Genomic DNA, 15,297 nt, shown 5'->3' on the forward strand with positions numbered 1-15,297 from the left:
GGCAGCGCGCGCACGCGTGACGTCTCGGGCCCAAGAAGCCCGGCACGCGCCGCACGGCGCTGTTCCATTTTCCAGCAGCAGCGAGTGGAGGAGACACCATCTTGCGCGTGCTAAAACATCTTTACGTGCAGGTTCTGATCGGACTTGCGGCAGGCATTCTCGTCGGTTATTTCTGGCCGGATCTCGGCGTCCAGATGAAGCCGTTCGGTGATACCTTTATCCGGCTCATCAAGATGCTGATCACGCTGGTGATCTTCTGTACCGTCTCCGTCGGCATCGCGCGGATGGAGAATCTCAAGCAGGTCGGGCGCGTCGGCCTCAAAACCATCGTGTACTTCGAAGCGGTGACGACGGTGGCGCTCGTCATCGGCCTTGTCGTCGCCAATCTGCTGCACCCCGGCTCCGGGCTGAACATCGATCCGAAGACGCTCGATACGCATGCAGTCAGCCATTACGTGACGGAAGTTCACGCGCAGTCGAACACCAGCTTCCTCGAAGAGATTGTGCCGAATTCGGTCGTGGGCGCGTTCGCGCGGGGCGATCTGTTGCAGGTGTTGCTGTTCTCGGTGTTGTTCGGCATCGCGCTATCGATCATGTCGCGGCGCAGCCGCTTCCTGTCGCGCGTGATCGAACAGAGCGGCGAAGCGCTGATGCGGATCGTCGAAATGATCATGCGCCTGGCTCCCCTTGGCGCGTTCGGCGCGATGGCGTTCACAGTCGGAAAATATGGCATTTCGACGTTGCAGCAACTCGGTCTGTTGATCGTGTGCTTCTATCTGACGAGCATTCTCTTCATCGCCCTGGTGCTGGGCACGATCTGCCGCTGGGCGGGCGTGGGGTTGTGGCCGCTGCTCAAGTATCTGCGTGAGGAACTGCTGATCGTATTGGGCACGTCTACAACGGAATCGGTGTTGCCTCGGTTGATGGAAAAGCTCGAACGGCTTGGGTGTCCGAAGCCGGTAGTCGGGCTCGTGCTGCCGACGGGCTATTCGTTCAACCTCGACGGCGCCGCGATCTATCTGACCATGACCTCGCTCTTCATCGCGCAGGCCACCAATACCCATCTCACGCTGCTGCAACAGATCGGGCTGCTGGCGATATTGATGGTGACGTCAAAGGGCGGCGCGGGCGTGGCGGGTGCGGCGCTGGTCGCACTGACGGCGACACTGTCGACGCACAACATCATTCCGGTTGCGGGCATTACGCTGATACTCGGTATCGATCGCGTGCTCAACGAGATTCGCGCGATCGTGAACATGATCGGCAATGCGGTGGCGACGATTGTCGTCGCCCGCTGGGAAGGCGCATTCGATGTGCAGGCCGCGCGCAAACTGCTGGCCGCGCCGCCGGAAGTTCAACGCGGCGAGCCGCAAGCGAACGCAAGCGATGTCAACGACATGGCGCCGCCCGCGTATGTACAGGAGCGCTCGAATTGAGCACGAACCTGAATACCAATCCGCGCGCGACGCGCAAGAAGATCGTCATCAGCGAATTCATCGACGCTTGCGCAGTCGCAGCGCTCAGCGAGCACTTCGACGTGCATGTCGATGCGTCGCTCGTCGATCAACCCGTTGCGTTGAACGCGTTGCTGGCCAATGCCGACGCGCTGATCGTGCGCAATCGCACGCAGGTAAGGGCCGCGCTGCTCGATGCCGCGCCGCGTCTGAGCGTAGTCGGGCGTCTGGGCGTCGGGCTCGACAACATCGATCTGGACGCATGCGCGCAACGCAACGTATCGGTGTTCCCGGCGACGGGTGCGAATGCACGCGCGGTGGCCGAGTACGTGCTCGCCACGGCACTGATGCTGCTGCGCGGTGCATACCGTTCGAGCATGGAGGTCGCGGCGGGCAAATGGCCGCGCGCGGCGCTTTCGAATGGCCGTGAAGCGGCGGGTAGCACGCTTGCCGTCATCGGCTTCGGCGGCATCGGGCAACTCGTTGCGCAGCTCGCGCGTGCGCTGGGCATGCAGGTACTCGCCTACGATCCGCTGCAGCCGGCCGACGCGGCGTGCTGGGCCGCGACCGGCGCACGCCGCGTGAGCATCGACGAAGCGTTGCGTGCCGCCGATGTGATCACGCTGCATGTGCCGCTCGTCGACAGCACGCGCAATCTGCTCGGCGCATCGCAACTCGCGGCGCTGAAGCGCCACGCGATCATCGTCAACACGTCGCGCGGCGGGATCGTCGATGAAGCGGCGCTTGCCTTGGCGTTGCGCGAAGGCCGCATTGGCGGCGCGGCGCTCGACGTTTTCAACGACGAGCCGCTCGCCGCCCGTTCCCCGCTGGCCGACGCACCAAACCTCATTCTCACGCCGCACATTGCGGGGCTGACCATGCAGTCGAACGAACGTGTCAGCACGCTCGTTGCGGCGCGCGTGACGGAGGCCCTGCTTGCGCAGCGTGATTCACACGTGACCGAAGGAATTTCACGATGACGCGAGTCTCAGCCGACGAACTGCTCGAACTCGCGACGCGCGCCGTCCGCAACGCGGGCGCAACGCCGGAGACCGCGACGGCCACGGCCCGCGCGTTGGTGTATGCGGACTCGTGCGGGTTGTCGTCGCACGGTGTTTCGCGTTTGCCGATGTACGTCGCGCAGTTGCGCAACGGGCGCGTCGATCCGCAGGCGAAGCCCTCCATTGTTGCGACGCGCAACGCCGCCGTGCTCGTCGATGCCGCCGATGGCATGGCGTTTCCCGCCTGCGCGCTTGCTGTCGAGACCTTGATCGGCCGTGCGCGCGAACACGGCAGCGCAGTGGCGAGCGTGACCCGCAGCCATCATTTCGGCGTCGGCGCATATCACCTGGAGGCGATCGGCGCGGCGGGCATGGTGGGCCTTGCGTTCAGCAATTCCCCGGCGGCGATGCCCGCGTGGGGCGGGCGTCATGCGCTATTCGGCACCAATCCCATTGCCGCCGTGTTTCCGCGCCGCAATGGCGACGCATTGATGGTCGACCTGTCGCTGTCGCAAGTGGCGCGCGGCAAGATCATGGTTGCGGCGCGCGATGGCAAGCCCATACCGTCCGGCTGGGCGACCGCCCGCGACGGTACGCCGACCACCGACGCCAAGGCGGCGCTCGACGGCATGATGCTGCCGTTCGGCGGCGCGAAAGGCGCGATGCTCGCGCTGATGGTCGAACTGCTGGCGGCGGCGCTGGCGGGCGCGAACTTCGGCTATGAAGCGGGATCGTTCCTGACCGAGGAGGGGGCACGCTCGCGGATCGGCCATCTGTTCTGGGCCATCGATCCGGGCGCGCTGGCGGGCAATGAGATGTACGTAGAACGGGTCGAGGCGCTTGTCGCGGCGATGTTGCAGGATGCGGATGTCCGTTTGCCAGGGCAACGGCGGCATGCGTTGGCCGACGCGGCAAGCCGCGATGGAATTGAGATTCCCGATGCGTTGCTCACACAGTTGCAGACCTTGGTCGCGTGATGCGCGAATGCGCCGAAAGGAACCAGGCGCACTTCACGCGGGCGCCGGGCCGCTCGTGCCACGCACGATCAGTTCGATCGGCAGACACTCGCGCTGCGGCGGCACGCCGTCCGAGAGCCAGCGCAGCAGTGCGCGCGCGACGCGTTCGCCGAGTTCGTAAGTGGGCAATAGCACGGTAGTGAGACCTGGCGTGATCTGCGAGACGATGGGCAGATTGTCGCAACCGACAATCGATAACTGCTGCGGCACGGCGATACCGGCCGATTGCGCTTCGAACAGGCAACCCAGCGCGAGCACGTCATTGCCGCAGAAAATGGCGCTTGGAGCAGGGCGCAATTGCGTCAGTAGCTTGAGCCCGGCGCGACCGCCTTCGAAGCCGAACGGCTGTTCGATGATGTTCGCATCAGGCAGACGGATATCGTGCTGTGCAAGGATTCGCCGGAAGCCTTCGATCCGCTGACGCGCGCGGTCGTTATGGCGCGTGAAGCCCGAGATCACGCCGAAGCGGCGATGACCGAGTTCGAGCAGATGTTCAGCGGCCAGTTGCCCGATCAACTGGTTGTCGAAGCCAATCGACGGCGGTGAATCTGCGTCGCCGCTGCCGGCTGCGCCGGGGCGCTCGGCGTGCGACCAGGTCAGCAGCAGCGCGACGTGGCTCGCGCGAATCAGTTCATAGGTTTGCGGCGCATGGTCGGTGCCGACCAGAACGATTGCGTCGACAGCACGTTCCAGCAGCGCGCGCACGACTTCGATTTCCGCGGACAGGTTGTACTCGTGCGCGGAGATCAGCAACTGATAGCCGGAATTCGACAGTGTGGTTTGCAAGCCTTGCACCGCACGCGCGAAGATCGCGTTGTCGAGCGTCGGCACGATTGCGCCGACCATTCGCGCACGGCCCAGCGCAAGCGCGCGCGCCGCGCCGTCGGGCACATATCCCAGCGTGGCGATCGCATCACGGATGCGCGCGCGCGTGTCCGCTTTCACCATGTCGGGGTTGGAGAGAGCGCGCGACACAGTTGCCGTCGAGACGCCGGCGAGTGTGGCGACATCGCTGATACGGGCGCGTGGCAAGGTATTCATTGCGGCAGATCAGACAGGTTTGGATAGGCTCAATTGATTGTAGTGCCCGATTGCAAGCGAACGACAGTACAACATCATTCGAATCGGTATAAATCCCGATGTGACCCGTGATCATAGCGTCTATATTCAAATGCAAGCGGTTACATTTCATTGCGCGGCACGTTGCATTTCACGCCGCTGAACAGGCAGGAGACAATGTGTTCCCCGCATTGCGTTCACCGCGCTTCCTGTGCAGCATCGGCACGCTCGCTGCAACGCTCGCCGCGTGGTACGTGCTGACGGCTCTCACAGGCATCGTCGCAGCGTCGAGATTCCCCACTCCGTTCGATACCTGGCAGGCGCTTGCCCAGGTGGTGACGGTCGGTTATGCCGACGGCCGTCTCGACCAGCACATCGTGCAGAGCGTGAAGCTCGTTCTATACGGCTTCGCGACGGCGGCGGTGACGGGCGTGCCGCTCGGCCTATGGATGGGCTACTCGCCGCGTGCGCAAGCGTTCTTCAACCCGATCTTTCTGCTGTTGCGACCCATTCCGCCGCTCGCGTGGATTCCGCTCGCGATCGTCTGGCTTGGACTCGGCGACTCCGCGAAGGTGATGGTGATCTGGTTCGCGGCGTTCGTGCCATGCGTGATCAACAGTTTCGCGGGCGTGCGCAATCTCGACGTGCCGATGCTCGAAGCCGCCGAGATGCTGGGTTTGCGGCGTTCGCGCTTCGTGCTGGAAGTGATGATTCCCGGCGCGCTGCCGATGATTTTCACAGGCTTGCGCCTGTCATTGCAGGCTTCATGGACGACGCTCGTGGCGGGCGAACTGATCGGTTCGGTCAAAGGTCTCGGGCATCTGCTGACGCAAGGCTCGCTCGACATCTATCCGGCGATGATCGTCGTTGCGATGCTGACGGTCGCGCTGTGTGGATGGTTGATGACGGTCGCGCTTGGGCAAATCGAACGGCAACTCATGCCTTGGAGAGCGAACAGATGAAACCGGGTCATCTGCGCGGTGTCGCGCATCCTGACATCGAGCCCGTCGGCGTCGATCGCGAGTCCGGCAGTGCGGCACGCACGTGGCGCCAGCGCAAGATGGTCAGCGAGCCTGGGCGTGCTGTGGCTCGACGCAACGTGCCGCTCTGGACGCTGAATGCCGCGGGGCTGATCGCATTCTTCGGCATCTGGTGGCTGGCATCGGCAGCAGAACTCGTCCCCGCGATCTTTCTACCGACGCCGCTTGCAGTCGTTCACAAGTTTGCCGATCTGCTCACGCATCCGTTTGTCGGTTACACGCTCGAAGTGCATCTGTGGTCGAGCTTGCAGCGCTATCTGATGGGCTTTTTGCTGGCCGTCGCGCTGGGCGTGCCGCTCGGTCTGATGATGGGCTGGTTCCGCTGGCTCGACTACTGCGTGACGCCGCTCTTCGAAACCGTGCGTTTCATCGCGCCGATTGCATGGGTGCCGTTTGCCGCGCTGTGGTTCGGCACGGGCATCGGTGGCCCGGTGCTGATCATTTTTGCGGGTGCGTTTCCGCCGTGCGTCGTCAATGCTTATCGCGGTGCGCAGCAGGTCGACGGCAGGCTGCTCGAAGCGGCGCGCATGCTCGGCGCGTCGAACCGGATGATCGTCTGCGAAGTGCTGCTGCCAGGCGCGTTGCCGTCGGTGATCGCAGGTGTGCGCGTCGCGGCGGGACTGGGCTGGATGTCGCTGGTCGGCGCCGAACTGATCGTCGCGTCGAGCGGCATTGGCTACATGATGGTCAAGGGACAAGCGGCAATCGACACTGCGACGGTGATGAGCGCGATGATCGCAATCGGTATGGTGGGCGCGGCAATCGACCTGCTGCTTGGACGCATCGAAGCGTACGCGATGCGCAACCGGCGCGTGGCCCGGCACTAGCACCCGTGGCTTCACTCTCTCAACCGTGACGGAGCGCACGATGAGCATGATTCGTTTCAATGATGTGTCCCGCATGTTCAGGCGCGACAAGGCGAGCGTCGTCGCCCTGGAACACGTCGAACTGGAAATCGCCGACAAGGAATTCGTTGCGATCGTCGGGCCGTCGGGCTGTGGCAAGACGACGTGTCTGCGGATGGTCGCGGGTCTTGAGTTTCCGACTTCGGGCAGCGTGACGGTGGCGGGCCGCAAGGTGACACGGCCAGGACCCGATCGCGCGGTCGTCTTTCAGCAGTTCGCGCTGTTCCCGTGGAAGACAGTGTGGGACAACATCGATCTCGGCTTACGCGCGAAGGGCATGGCCGCCGACGCAAGACGCGAAACGATCGAACGCTATCTGTCGCTGATGAATCTGCGCGGCTACGAGCAGGCGTATCCGCATCAACTATCGGGCGGCATGCAGCAGCGCGTCGCGATCGCGCGCGCGTATGCGCTCGACCCCGGCGTGCTGCTGATGGACGAGCCGTTCGGCGCGCTCGATGCCCAAACCCGGGTCGTCATGCAGGAAGAACTGGTGCGGCTCACGCGCGTGAATCCGCGCACGGTGCTGTTCATCACGCACGCGGTCGAAGAGTCGGTGTATCTCGCGGATCGCGTCGTCGTGATGACGGGCCGGCCGGGGCGCGTGAAAGAAGTGATCGATGTGAAGTCCGTGCGCGAGCAGCATGGCTGGGACGCGTGCAAGCGGATCGAAGACGTGATGGATCTCGAATCGTTCGTCCGGTTGCGCACGCATATCTGGAAGTCGTTGCGCGACGAACACGGCGCTGTCGAACGTGTCGCTGCATGAAACTGCATAAAACTGCCACCGGTTCCAACGGCTGAGCGCAATACCCCATAAAACAGGAGACCAACATGAAACGTCTGCGTGCGATCCCTTTCATTGCGTTGCTCTGCGCGGGCAGTGCGGCGTTGCCGGGCACCGTGTGGTCCGCCGATCTCACTCTGATCAGGGTCAGCTATCAGCCCGCGCTGTATTGGGCGTTGCCGTTCTATGTCGCAACCGAAAAAGGGTGGTGGGCAGAGGTCGGATTGAAGCCCGAGTTTTCGGTGTTTCCCGCAGGCGTGCCGCAGATTGCGGCGGCGGCGTCGAAATCCTGGGACGTGGGCGGCACGGGTTCCGTGCCGGCCGTGCTCGGCTACAAGCGCTTCGGCATTCAGGTGATCGGCCTGACAAACGACGAATCGCAGGGCAACGTTCTGATGGCGAGCAAGGCGCGTTATGACGCGGTGCGCCGCAATCCGGCGTCGCTGAAAGGCCAAACCATCGTGTTGACGTCCAACTCGACGGGTGATTACGCGGTACAGGCATGCCTGAAAAAGTATGGGCTGACGAAGGCTGATGTGACGCTCAAGAACATGGGCCAGGCCGAGATCATTTCCGCTGTGTCGTCGGGCAATGCTGATTACGCGGGCGTGTGGGCGCCGTATGACTATACGCTCGAAGAGAAGGCGGGCGCGCGCGTGTTGTGCTCCGGTAAGGACGGCGGCGCATCGGTGCCCGGCGCGCTCGTCACGCGTGGCGAATTCGAGAAGCAGCATCCCGATCAGGTGGCAAAGTTTCTCGCCGTCTATCTGCATGCATGGGCGTGGATGAAGGCGCACCCTGACCAGGCCGTCGCGATGATGAAGAAGTTTTACCAGGAGGGCGGCGTCAACATCAGCGACGATTCGATGCGCAAGGAATTCGCTACGCGCCCGACCTTCGACCTGAAGCAGCAACTCGCCGCGATGGACCGCACGAAAGGCGCATCGCAGGCCGACGATTCGTTCACGAAGATCGCGCAGTTCATGCATGCATCGGGCGCGCTCGCGTCCGTCCCCGAAGCAAAAGACTATATCGACGACAGCGCGATGAAGCGTGTGTTGGGCGACCCTAAACTCGCGGCGTTCGCAATGGACGGCAGCAAATAACGCGCGGTCGCGATCGCGCAAAAAGGCCACGGTGTGGCCTTTTAAAAGCGCCTCGCTGCAAGCGCTTGCATTATTTCTAACATCGATGAAGGAGAAGGCGATGAGCGTGACTTACCTGAAGAAAGCAGCCAAGACGCCGGAAACCGAGACCGCGACGGCGCAACAGGTCGTCGGTGAAATGCTTGCGCAGATTCAGGCGCATGGCGAAGACGCCGCGCGTGCGTATGCGAAGAAACTCGATAACTGGGACGGTCCGATCATCGTCTGCGCCGATGAGATCGAACGGCGTGCGCTCGAAGTGCCCGCGCACGTGAAGGCCGATATCGATTTCGCCGCGCAACAGGTATTCGACTTCGCGCTCGCACAGCGGCGCTCGATTGGGGATTTCTCGGTCGAACTGTATCCAGGCGTGACGGCAGGGCAAAAAGTGGTGCCCGTCAACGTGGTCGGCTGTTATGCGCCTGCTGGCAGGTACGCGCATATCGCGTCGGCATACATGGGCGTTGCGACTGCCAAGGCAGCGGGCGTGAAGACGGTGATTGCCTGTTCGAGCCCGTTTCGCGGAGGCGGCATCCATCCGTACGTGCTGTATGCGTTCAAGGCGGCAGGCGCCGATGTCGTGATGACGCTGGGAGGCGTGCAGGCGATCGCGTCGATGGCGTATGGGCTTTTTACCGGCAAGCAGGCGGACGTTGTGGTGGGGCCGGGCAACAAGTTCGTCGCGGAGGCGAAGCGCGCGCTCTTTGGCAAGGTTGGGATCGACGTCTTCGCGGGGCCGTCGGAAGTTGCGGTGATCGCCGACGCCAGTGCCGACCCGGCGATGGTCGCGAGCGATCTGGTCGGCCAGGCCGAGCATGGCCACGAGTCGCCGGCATGGTTGTTCACGACGTCGAAGGCGCTCGCCGACGAGGTCATTGAGCGGGTTCCGCAACTCATCGATGCGTTGCCGCCGACCGCACGCGATGCCGCAGGCGCCGCGTGGCGCGACTACGGCGAAGTGATCCTGTGCGACACGCGAGAGGAAGTGGTGGACGTGTCTGACCGCTATGCATCGGAACACCTCGAAGTGCAGGCTGCCGATCTGGACTGGTGGCTCGATCATCTGACGTGCTACGGCTCGCTCTTTCTCGGCGAAGAAACGACGGTCGCATTCGGCGACAAGGCGAGCGGTCCGAATCACGTTCTGCCCACCAAGGGCGCAGCGCGCTATTCAGGGGGGCTCTCGGTGCACAAGTTCGTGAAGACGCTGACGTGGCAGCGCATGACGCGCGATGCGGCGAAGCGCATTGGCGAAGTGACGGCGCGTATCTCGCGGCTCGAAGGCATGGAAGCCCACGCCCGTACCGCTGACGACCGCTTGCAGAAGTACTTTCCCGACGAAGCATTCGTGCGTGGCGAACCGGTACAGGTATGAACGCCATCGGCATGTGCAATCGGTACGACGAAGGAGGACACCGTTGAATATCGCTCGACTATTCGACCTGAATGGCAGAACCGCGCTCGTGACCGGCGGCAACTCGGGCGTCGGCGAAGCGATGGCGCGCGCGTTGGGCGGGGCGGGTGCGCGCGTCGTGCTGGTGGCGCGGCGAAGTGATGCGCTCGACGAAGCGGCAATGCGGCTGCGGGATGACGGTATTGATGCGCACATGCACGCATGCGATCTGAGCGACGCGCATGCGGCGCGCGCCTGCGCGCTCGATGCAGCGGCACAGCACGGCCAGATTGACATTCTCGTCAACGCGGCGGGCGTCAATCTGCGTCAACCATTCGATGAAGTGACGCCGCAAGCGTGGCAACAGCAGCTCGCACTGCATCTTGGCGCGCCGTTCTTCATGACGCAGGCGCTCGCACCCTCGATGAAGGCGCGCGGACATGGTCGCATCATCAACATCGCGTCGCTGCAGTCATACCGTGCATTCAACGATAGCGCGCCATACGGCGCGGCGAAGGGCGGTGTCGTGCAATTGACGCGTGCTATCGCGCAGGCGTGGTCACGCTACGGCATCACGTGCAACGCGATTGGGCCGGGCTTTTTCCCCACTGCGCTGACGGCTCCCGTTTTCAACGACGCGCGCGTCGCGGACATGCACGCGCAGAACACGTGCATCGGACGCAATGGACAACTCGACGATCTGTATGGCGTCACGGTGTTTCTTGCGAGTGACGCGTCCGCGTACGTCACGGGCCAGACCATCATGGTCGACGGCGGGTACACCGCGCGGTAGGCGGTAACGCAATTGCACGACGGAGAACGCTTGTGAAAGCACTTGTCTACACGCAGCCCAATGAGGTCCAGTTGCTCGATCGGCCCGAACCGCTTGCAGCCGACGGCGAGGTGATACTCAGGATCGATGCGGTCGGTATTTGCGGCTCCGATATGCATGCATTCCACGGCCACGATCCGCGACGCAAACCCGGCCTCATTCTCGGTCATGAGTTCGCCGGCACGATCGTGGAGACGCGCGCACCGCATCTGATGAAAGGCTTGCGCGTCACGGGCAATCCGTTGATCACCTGCGGGCACTGTGAATATTGTGTGCAGGGGCGCGACAATCTGTGCGCGAACCGGACGATGGTCGGCATGACGCGTCCGGGTGCATTTGCACAATATATGTCATTGCCTGCGGGATGCGTTGTCGAAATTCCGCAGGAGATGCCCGCAACGCACGCCGCGGTGACCGAGCCGGCTGCTACGGCGCTGCATGCGCTGAATCTGTCGATGCGCGCGCTGCAAAGACCGTTGCCGGAAACCCGCGCGCTGGTCATTGGCGGCGGGGCGATTGGATTGCTGTCGGCGTTGTTACTGAAATCGTATGGCTGCCGGTCGGTGGAAATGGCGGAGGTCAATCCGCTGCGTCGACGATCGGCGGAGCAGCATGCGCAGTGCGAGACATGGGATCCGTTGGACGCGCCGGCGCCTGAAAGCCGGTTTGAGTTCGTGATCGATGCCGTGGGCGCAAAGCCGACACGCGCGCTCGCGTTATCGTCGGTGAAGCCTGGCGGCGTCGTGATGCACATCGGCCTCCAGGACTGGGCAAGCGAAATCGATATGCGCAAGCTGACGCTCGCTGAAATCACGCTGCTGGGTACGTACACCTATACGATGGCGGATCTTCGCGCGACGGTTTCGGCGTTGCACGAAGGCGCGTTCGGTTCGCTGGATTGGCTCGACGTGCGGCCGCTCGATGCCGGAAGCCAGGCGTTCGACGATTTGCAGAACGGCAGGACGGCGTCAGGGAAAGTCGTCCTGACGCCGGGCTTCTAAATTTAGTATCCCGTTCCGCTGATTCGCGAACAAAGTCTTTGTAGCTTGGCGAGGCTGGAATCCGCGGAGGCGGTCCACGTGAATGGTACCTACGCCATGGCGCGGGTAAGCGCCCGCCGTTTTGCAAGGGTCTCGTAAAGAGCGCGTACGCCGAATCGCCAGGGCGCGATTTCGGTTGACGACTGCACGGTGTTGACAAGTGCGCCGAGCTCCGGTGTTGCAATCGTCACCTTGTCCCCGAGGTGATGCGTGAAGCCGCTGCCCGGAGCATGCCGGTCTTCAATTGGAGAGAACATCGTGCCGAGGAACAGCATGAAGCCGTCTGGATACTGGTGATGCGGCCCGGCAGTCTGGGCCACAAGTTCCTCTGGGTCACGGCTGATCTCGCGCATGTGGCTCACGCCTTCGAGAATAAATCCGTCGTCCGCGCCTTCTATCCTGAGCGACACGCTGGCCGCCCGCACCGAGTCCATGGTGAAGCGTTCATCGAACAACCGAATAAAAGGACCGATCGCGCATGAGCCGTTGTTGTCTTTCGCTTTGCCGAGCAGCAACGCACTGCGGCCCTCGATGTCGCGGAGATTGACGTCGTTGCCGAGGGTTGCGCCGACGATCGTTCCGCGGCTGTTTACCGCCAGCACAATTTCTGGCTCGGGATTGTTCCAGCGGGAGGCCGGGTGCAGCCCAACGTCCGCGCCGTAGCCGACCGCCGACATCGGTTGAGACTTGGTGAACACCTCTGCGTCCGGCCCAATGCCGACCTCCATATATTGCGACCATGCGCCGCGCCGTTCCAGTTCCCGCTTCAGACAGTCGGCAGCTGCCGTGCCGGGGCGAATCCTGGAGAGATCAGTGCCGATCAGTTGCGCGATCGTCGCCCGGACCGTGTCGGCTTGAGTCGCGTCGCCGTTAGCCTGTTCTTCAATGACCCGTTCGAGCAGGCTCACGGCAAAGGTCACGCCGCATGCCTTGATGGCCTGAAGATCGCACGGCGCCAGCAATGCGCGGCCGATGTTCTCGACGGGACCGAGCGCCTCGCCCTCGACGTGATGCGCAAACTCGACGAGGTCCACGTGCTCGAACAGGTCGGAGGTCGTCGGCGCCGACGCCGTGATGTCGAAGGCCTGACCGGCACGAACAACGACGACCGACGGCCCGTCTATCGGCGCGTTTCGCCAGATGCGTCCGACCAGCAGGGCATCGGGTAGGTCAGTAGGTACAAAATGCGGAAGATCGTTCGATATCATGGACGGCCTGGCTAGCGAGAGTTGGGAACCGCGAGGGGAGATACGCTTCAAGCGAGCGATACGCGTTGCGGGTCGGCCGGCCGAAGCCTGCCTGGCAGCATCACGCGACTCAGTGCTTCCGCGAAGAAGAAATCGCCGAACATCGTCGCGCCATCGACGCCTTCATTGTGCGGCTTCGAATAGCAGGAATTCCTCAAAAGTCCCCGCTGCGCAGGTTCGTAGGCAAACTCGTCACGACATAGAGCTTCGAGCATCGCGAGTCCGTGTTCGCGCCAGCGAACCGCATCAGCAGGGTCGGGATGCAGACGGCCCATCTCGATCAGCGCTGACGCCATCACCGCTGCTGCGGCAGTATCCTTGATTTCCGCGTCCGCGCCAGTGGCGTCGAAATCCCACGGTGGCACAGGACGTCCATCGAGCCGGCGCAGATAGTACGCCGCTAGCCGCCCGGCAAGGTCTAGCCAGTTGCGCTTGCCGGTTTCACGCGCCGTGTTCACGTAGCCATAGACGGCCCACGCCTGGCCCCGGCTCCACGCCGATTCGTCGAATGCGCCTTGAAACGTGTAGCCGCGCTGGCGCGCACCTGTTGTCACGTCGTACTCCACCGCGTGATACGTCGAATCGTCGGGGCGGATAAACGCCTTGGCGGTCATGACGGAGTGCGCTTCGGCGGCGAGGCGATAACTGCCGTCCCCGGAATGGTTCGCCGCCCAGTAAAGCAACGATAGATTAGCCATCGTGTCGATAGCCGAGGCGCTGCGTCCGCGCGGATCGTCAAGCGGGCCCCAGGAAGCGAGATAGGCGCCGCTGCGCGTGGTGACAAGACGCGCGCGCAGTTTGTCCGCGGCTTCCATCGCAATTTGCGCGTACCACGAGTCGCGGGTGATTTCGTAGCCCGGGACGGCGCTGCTGTCGAAGATAAAGCCGATGTCGTGCGTGTTAGGATCCTGCGCGCGCTGCGCGACGAGACGCATGCGCTCGCGGGCCCACGAGAGGTATTTGTCGTTGCCGGTGTGCAAATACGACGTTAGCAAAAGTCCGACCCAGAACCCGCAAAACCAATTGCCGTGGCTCCACGCTGAACCGCTGTAGCCTGCGGACAGCGACGCCGGAAGCCGGACCCACTTTCCGTCGGGCGCTGTGATCTGGGGGAATTCGACGCCGAGCGTCGGCTCGTCCTCTGCAACTTTGGTCGCAATGCGATCGAGGATATCGGTGAAGAGGGCGGACCGGTCAGAGGACAGTCCTTGGTCTTGGTACGAAGCATTCACGCCTTTGTCTCCTGATGACTTTCGCGTTTCCCGAGTGACGGGGGCACGCAAATTCTAGGAGCGCGGCGGTTCCAGCGGTTAGGACGAAGCGCGGCTTATATTGGACTTTCCTACGTCGCAGCCGGACGCCTATCGTCCCACTGCTTCAAATGCTCAGTTTCTCCAGGCTGCGGCGGAAGTCGATTGGCGAGCGGCCCGTGTGCTTGCGGAAACATCGGCTGAAGTAGGCCGGGTCGTCGAAGGCAAGCTGTGTTGCGATCTCCGCCACATTGACCTCCGAATGCAGCAACAGACGCTTCGCTTCCAGCATCACGCGTTCACGAATCAGCTTGGCCGCCGTGCTGCCGAGCGCCTGGCGCGTCGCATCGTTCAGCGCGCGTTCTGTGACGTTCAGCAGGCATGCGTAGCGAGCGACGTCGTGGACCGTGGTGAAATGTTTTTCCAGGAGGCTTTTGAAGCGTCGCGACAACAGCACGCTACGCGACGAATTGACGTCGGTCACGGCGTCGCCGCCCAGACGCACGGACTTGATTAGCAGAATGCGCAGATATGACCAGATGACGTCCTCGTAGCCTGCCTCTTCACCCTGATATTCCGCATCGATTCCATCCAGCACATGATGAAGGTCCTGAGCTTGTGCGTCGCTCATATAAACCGTGTTCGGAATTCGCTCGAAATCGTAGACCGGAATTTCCGTCTGCGAATGGCGGTTCTGAACCTTGAAGGCGAAAAATTCGGACGAGAAACTTATCGCGTGGCCGACTGTATCTTCGGACAATGCGAAGTCGTGGATCTGGCCTGGCGCCATGAAGAACAGCGTATTGGGCCGCACCTCGTAGCGAATCGAGTCGATGATGTGGTGACCGCTGCCCGACACGACCCAGACGATGTGATAGAACTCGTGCCGATGAGGATACGGCAACGTCGATTTCATATCTTCGAGGGGTGCGAAATGAAAGTCGATCGACTTGATTCGCGACCCATACTCATAGTTGGCGATCTTGAAGACCGGCAACTGACAACCACAACCTCTAAGCATTTAATTTGTCTCCTGCATCCAGCTCACTTGTTTGGCTCGCTTAGCCAGCGCACTCCTTGGCTAAATCAAGCGTGCTGTTTCTCCTTCGCCGGTCGGCATCGAACGTA

General features: G+C 62.5%; 14 protein-coding genes. 10 read left to right on the forward strand and 4 right to left on the reverse strand.

What is annotated here, in order from left to right; translation table 11 throughout:
* Positions 1-101: 101 nt before the first annotated feature.
* Genes dctA through HDG34_RS32730 form a run of 3 tightly spaced genes read left to right on the forward strand, consistent with a single transcriptional unit; the run spans position 102 to position 3,432 of the window.
* Positions 102-1,436 carry a C4-dicarboxylate transporter DctA gene (gene dctA / locus HDG34_RS32720; protein WP_184040210.1) on the forward strand — a complete coding sequence of 445 codons (1,335 nt, stop codon included), beginning with the start codon at positions 102-104 and terminating at the stop codon, positions 1,434-1,436.
* Positions 1,433-2,434, forward strand: coding sequence for a hydroxyacid dehydrogenase (locus tag HDG34_RS32725; protein ID WP_184066451.1), 1,002 nt, complete (start codon positions 1,433-1,435; stop codon positions 2,432-2,434). Before dctA ends, HDG34_RS32725 begins: the two co-directional genes overlap by 4 nt.
* Positions 2,431-3,432 carry an Ldh family oxidoreductase gene (locus tag HDG34_RS32730; RefSeq protein WP_184066454.1) on the forward strand — a complete coding sequence of 334 codons (1,002 nt, stop codon included), beginning with the start codon at positions 2,431-2,433 and terminating at the stop codon, positions 3,430-3,432. Before HDG34_RS32725 ends, HDG34_RS32730 begins: the two co-directional genes overlap by 4 nt.
* A gap of 33 nt (positions 3,433-3,465) precedes the next feature.
* Here HDG34_RS32730 and HDG34_RS32735 read toward each other — a convergent pair whose 3' ends face one another.
* The gene (locus HDG34_RS32735) at positions 3,466-4,512 is read right to left on the reverse strand and encodes a substrate-binding domain-containing protein (RefSeq protein WP_184066457.1); all 1,047 of its coding nucleotides are present in this window, start codon (positions 4,510-4,512) and stop codon (positions 3,466-3,468) included.
* A gap of 197 nt (positions 4,513-4,709) precedes the next feature.
* On the opposite strand from HDG34_RS32735, the gene HDG34_RS32740 reads away from it, so the two are divergent.
* From HDG34_RS32740 to HDG34_RS32770, 7 genes are all read left to right on the forward strand, one after another.
* Positions 4,710-5,492 (forward strand): ABC transporter permease, encoded by a 783-nt coding sequence (locus HDG34_RS32740; RefSeq protein ID WP_184066460.1) that lies wholly within the window; start codon positions 4,710-4,712, stop codon positions 5,490-5,492.
* Positions 5,489-6,397, forward strand: coding sequence for an ABC transporter permease (locus HDG34_RS32745; protein WP_184066463.1), 909 nt, complete (start codon positions 5,489-5,491; stop codon positions 6,395-6,397). Before HDG34_RS32740 ends, HDG34_RS32745 begins: the two co-directional genes overlap by 4 nt.
* Positions 6,398-6,437: 40 nt before the next feature.
* On the forward strand, positions 6,438-7,244 hold the full coding sequence (locus HDG34_RS32750; protein WP_018422900.1) for an ABC transporter ATP-binding protein: 807 nt from the start codon (positions 6,438-6,440) through the stop codon (positions 7,242-7,244).
* Between the two features lie 65 nt (positions 7,245-7,309).
* Positions 7,310-8,368, forward strand: a complete 1,059-nt coding sequence (locus tag HDG34_RS32755) for an ABC transporter substrate-binding protein (RefSeq protein ID WP_184066466.1) — start codon at positions 7,310-7,312, stop codon at positions 8,366-8,368.
* 100 nt (positions 8,369-8,468) lie between these two features.
* Positions 8,469-9,782 (forward strand): histidinol dehydrogenase, encoded by a 1,314-nt coding sequence (gene hisD, locus HDG34_RS32760; protein WP_184066469.1) that lies wholly within the window; start codon positions 8,469-8,471, stop codon positions 9,780-9,782.
* Positions 9,783-9,825: 43 nt separating this feature from the next.
* Positions 9,826-10,593, forward strand: a complete 768-nt coding sequence (locus tag HDG34_RS32765; protein ID WP_184066472.1) for an SDR family oxidoreductase — start codon at positions 9,826-9,828, stop codon at positions 10,591-10,593.
* A gap of 32 nt (positions 10,594-10,625) precedes the next feature.
* Positions 10,626-11,633, forward strand: a complete 1,008-nt coding sequence (locus HDG34_RS32770) for a galactitol-1-phosphate 5-dehydrogenase (protein WP_184066475.1) — start codon at positions 10,626-10,628, stop codon at positions 11,631-11,633.
* A gap of 89 nt (positions 11,634-11,722) precedes the next feature.
* On the opposite strand, the gene HDG34_RS32775 is transcribed toward HDG34_RS32770, so the two are convergent.
* The 3 genes from HDG34_RS32775 to HDG34_RS32785 all read right to left on the reverse strand — a co-directional run bounded on the left by HDG34_RS32775 (position 11,723) and on the right by HDG34_RS32785 (position 15,190).
* Complete coding sequence (locus tag HDG34_RS32775) at positions 11,723-12,880, reverse strand: fumarylacetoacetate hydrolase family protein (protein ID WP_184066478.1); 1,158 nt, start codon at positions 12,878-12,880, stop codon at positions 11,723-11,725.
* Between the two features lie 47 nt (positions 12,881-12,927).
* On the reverse strand, positions 12,928-14,151 hold the full coding sequence (locus HDG34_RS32780) for a glycoside hydrolase family 88 protein (RefSeq protein WP_184066481.1): 1,224 nt from the start codon (positions 14,149-14,151) through the stop codon (positions 12,928-12,930).
* A 145-nt stretch (positions 14,152-14,296) separates the two neighbouring features.
* Complete coding sequence (locus HDG34_RS32785; protein ID WP_184066484.1) at positions 14,297-15,190, reverse strand: helix-turn-helix domain-containing protein; 894 nt, start codon at positions 15,188-15,190, stop codon at positions 14,297-14,299.
* Positions 15,191-15,297 lie beyond the last annotated feature (107 nt).

Source organism: Paraburkholderia sp. HC6.4b, assembly GCF_014200875.1.
Classification (GTDB): Bacteria; Pseudomonadota; Gammaproteobacteria; order Burkholderiales; family Burkholderiaceae; genus Paraburkholderia; species Paraburkholderia tuberum.

What these genes read in the sequence shown, in the direction of transcription:
- hisD (WP_184066469.1), top strand. Translation starts at nt 8,469, where the DNA reads ATGAGCGTGACTTACCTGAAGAAAGCAGCCAAGACGCCGGAAACCGAG.
- HDG34_RS32755 (WP_184066466.1), top strand. Translation starts at nt 7,310, where the DNA reads ATGAAACGTCTGCGTGCGATCCCTTTCATTGCGTTGCTCTGCGCGGGC.
- HDG34_RS32775 (WP_184066478.1), bottom strand. Translation starts at nt 12,880, where the DNA reads ATGATATCGAACGATCTTCCGCATTTTGTACCTACTGACCTACCCGAT.
- HDG34_RS32750 (WP_018422900.1), top strand. Translation starts at nt 6,438, where the DNA reads ATGAGCATGATTCGTTTCAATGATGTGTCCCGCATGTTCAGGCGCGAC.
- HDG34_RS32735 (WP_184066457.1), bottom strand. Translation starts at nt 4,512, where the DNA reads ATGAATACCTTGCCACGCGCCCGTATCAGCGATGTCGCCACACTCGCC.
- HDG34_RS32730 (WP_184066454.1), top strand. Translation starts at nt 2,431, where the DNA reads ATGACGCGAGTCTCAGCCGACGAACTGCTCGAACTCGCGACGCGCGCC.
- HDG34_RS32745 (WP_184066463.1), top strand. Translation starts at nt 5,489, where the DNA reads ATGAAACCGGGTCATCTGCGCGGTGTCGCGCATCCTGACATCGAGCCC.
- HDG34_RS32785 (WP_184066484.1), bottom strand. Translation starts at nt 15,190, where the DNA reads ATGCTTAGAGGTTGTGGTTGTCAGTTGCCGGTCTTCAAGATCGCCAAC.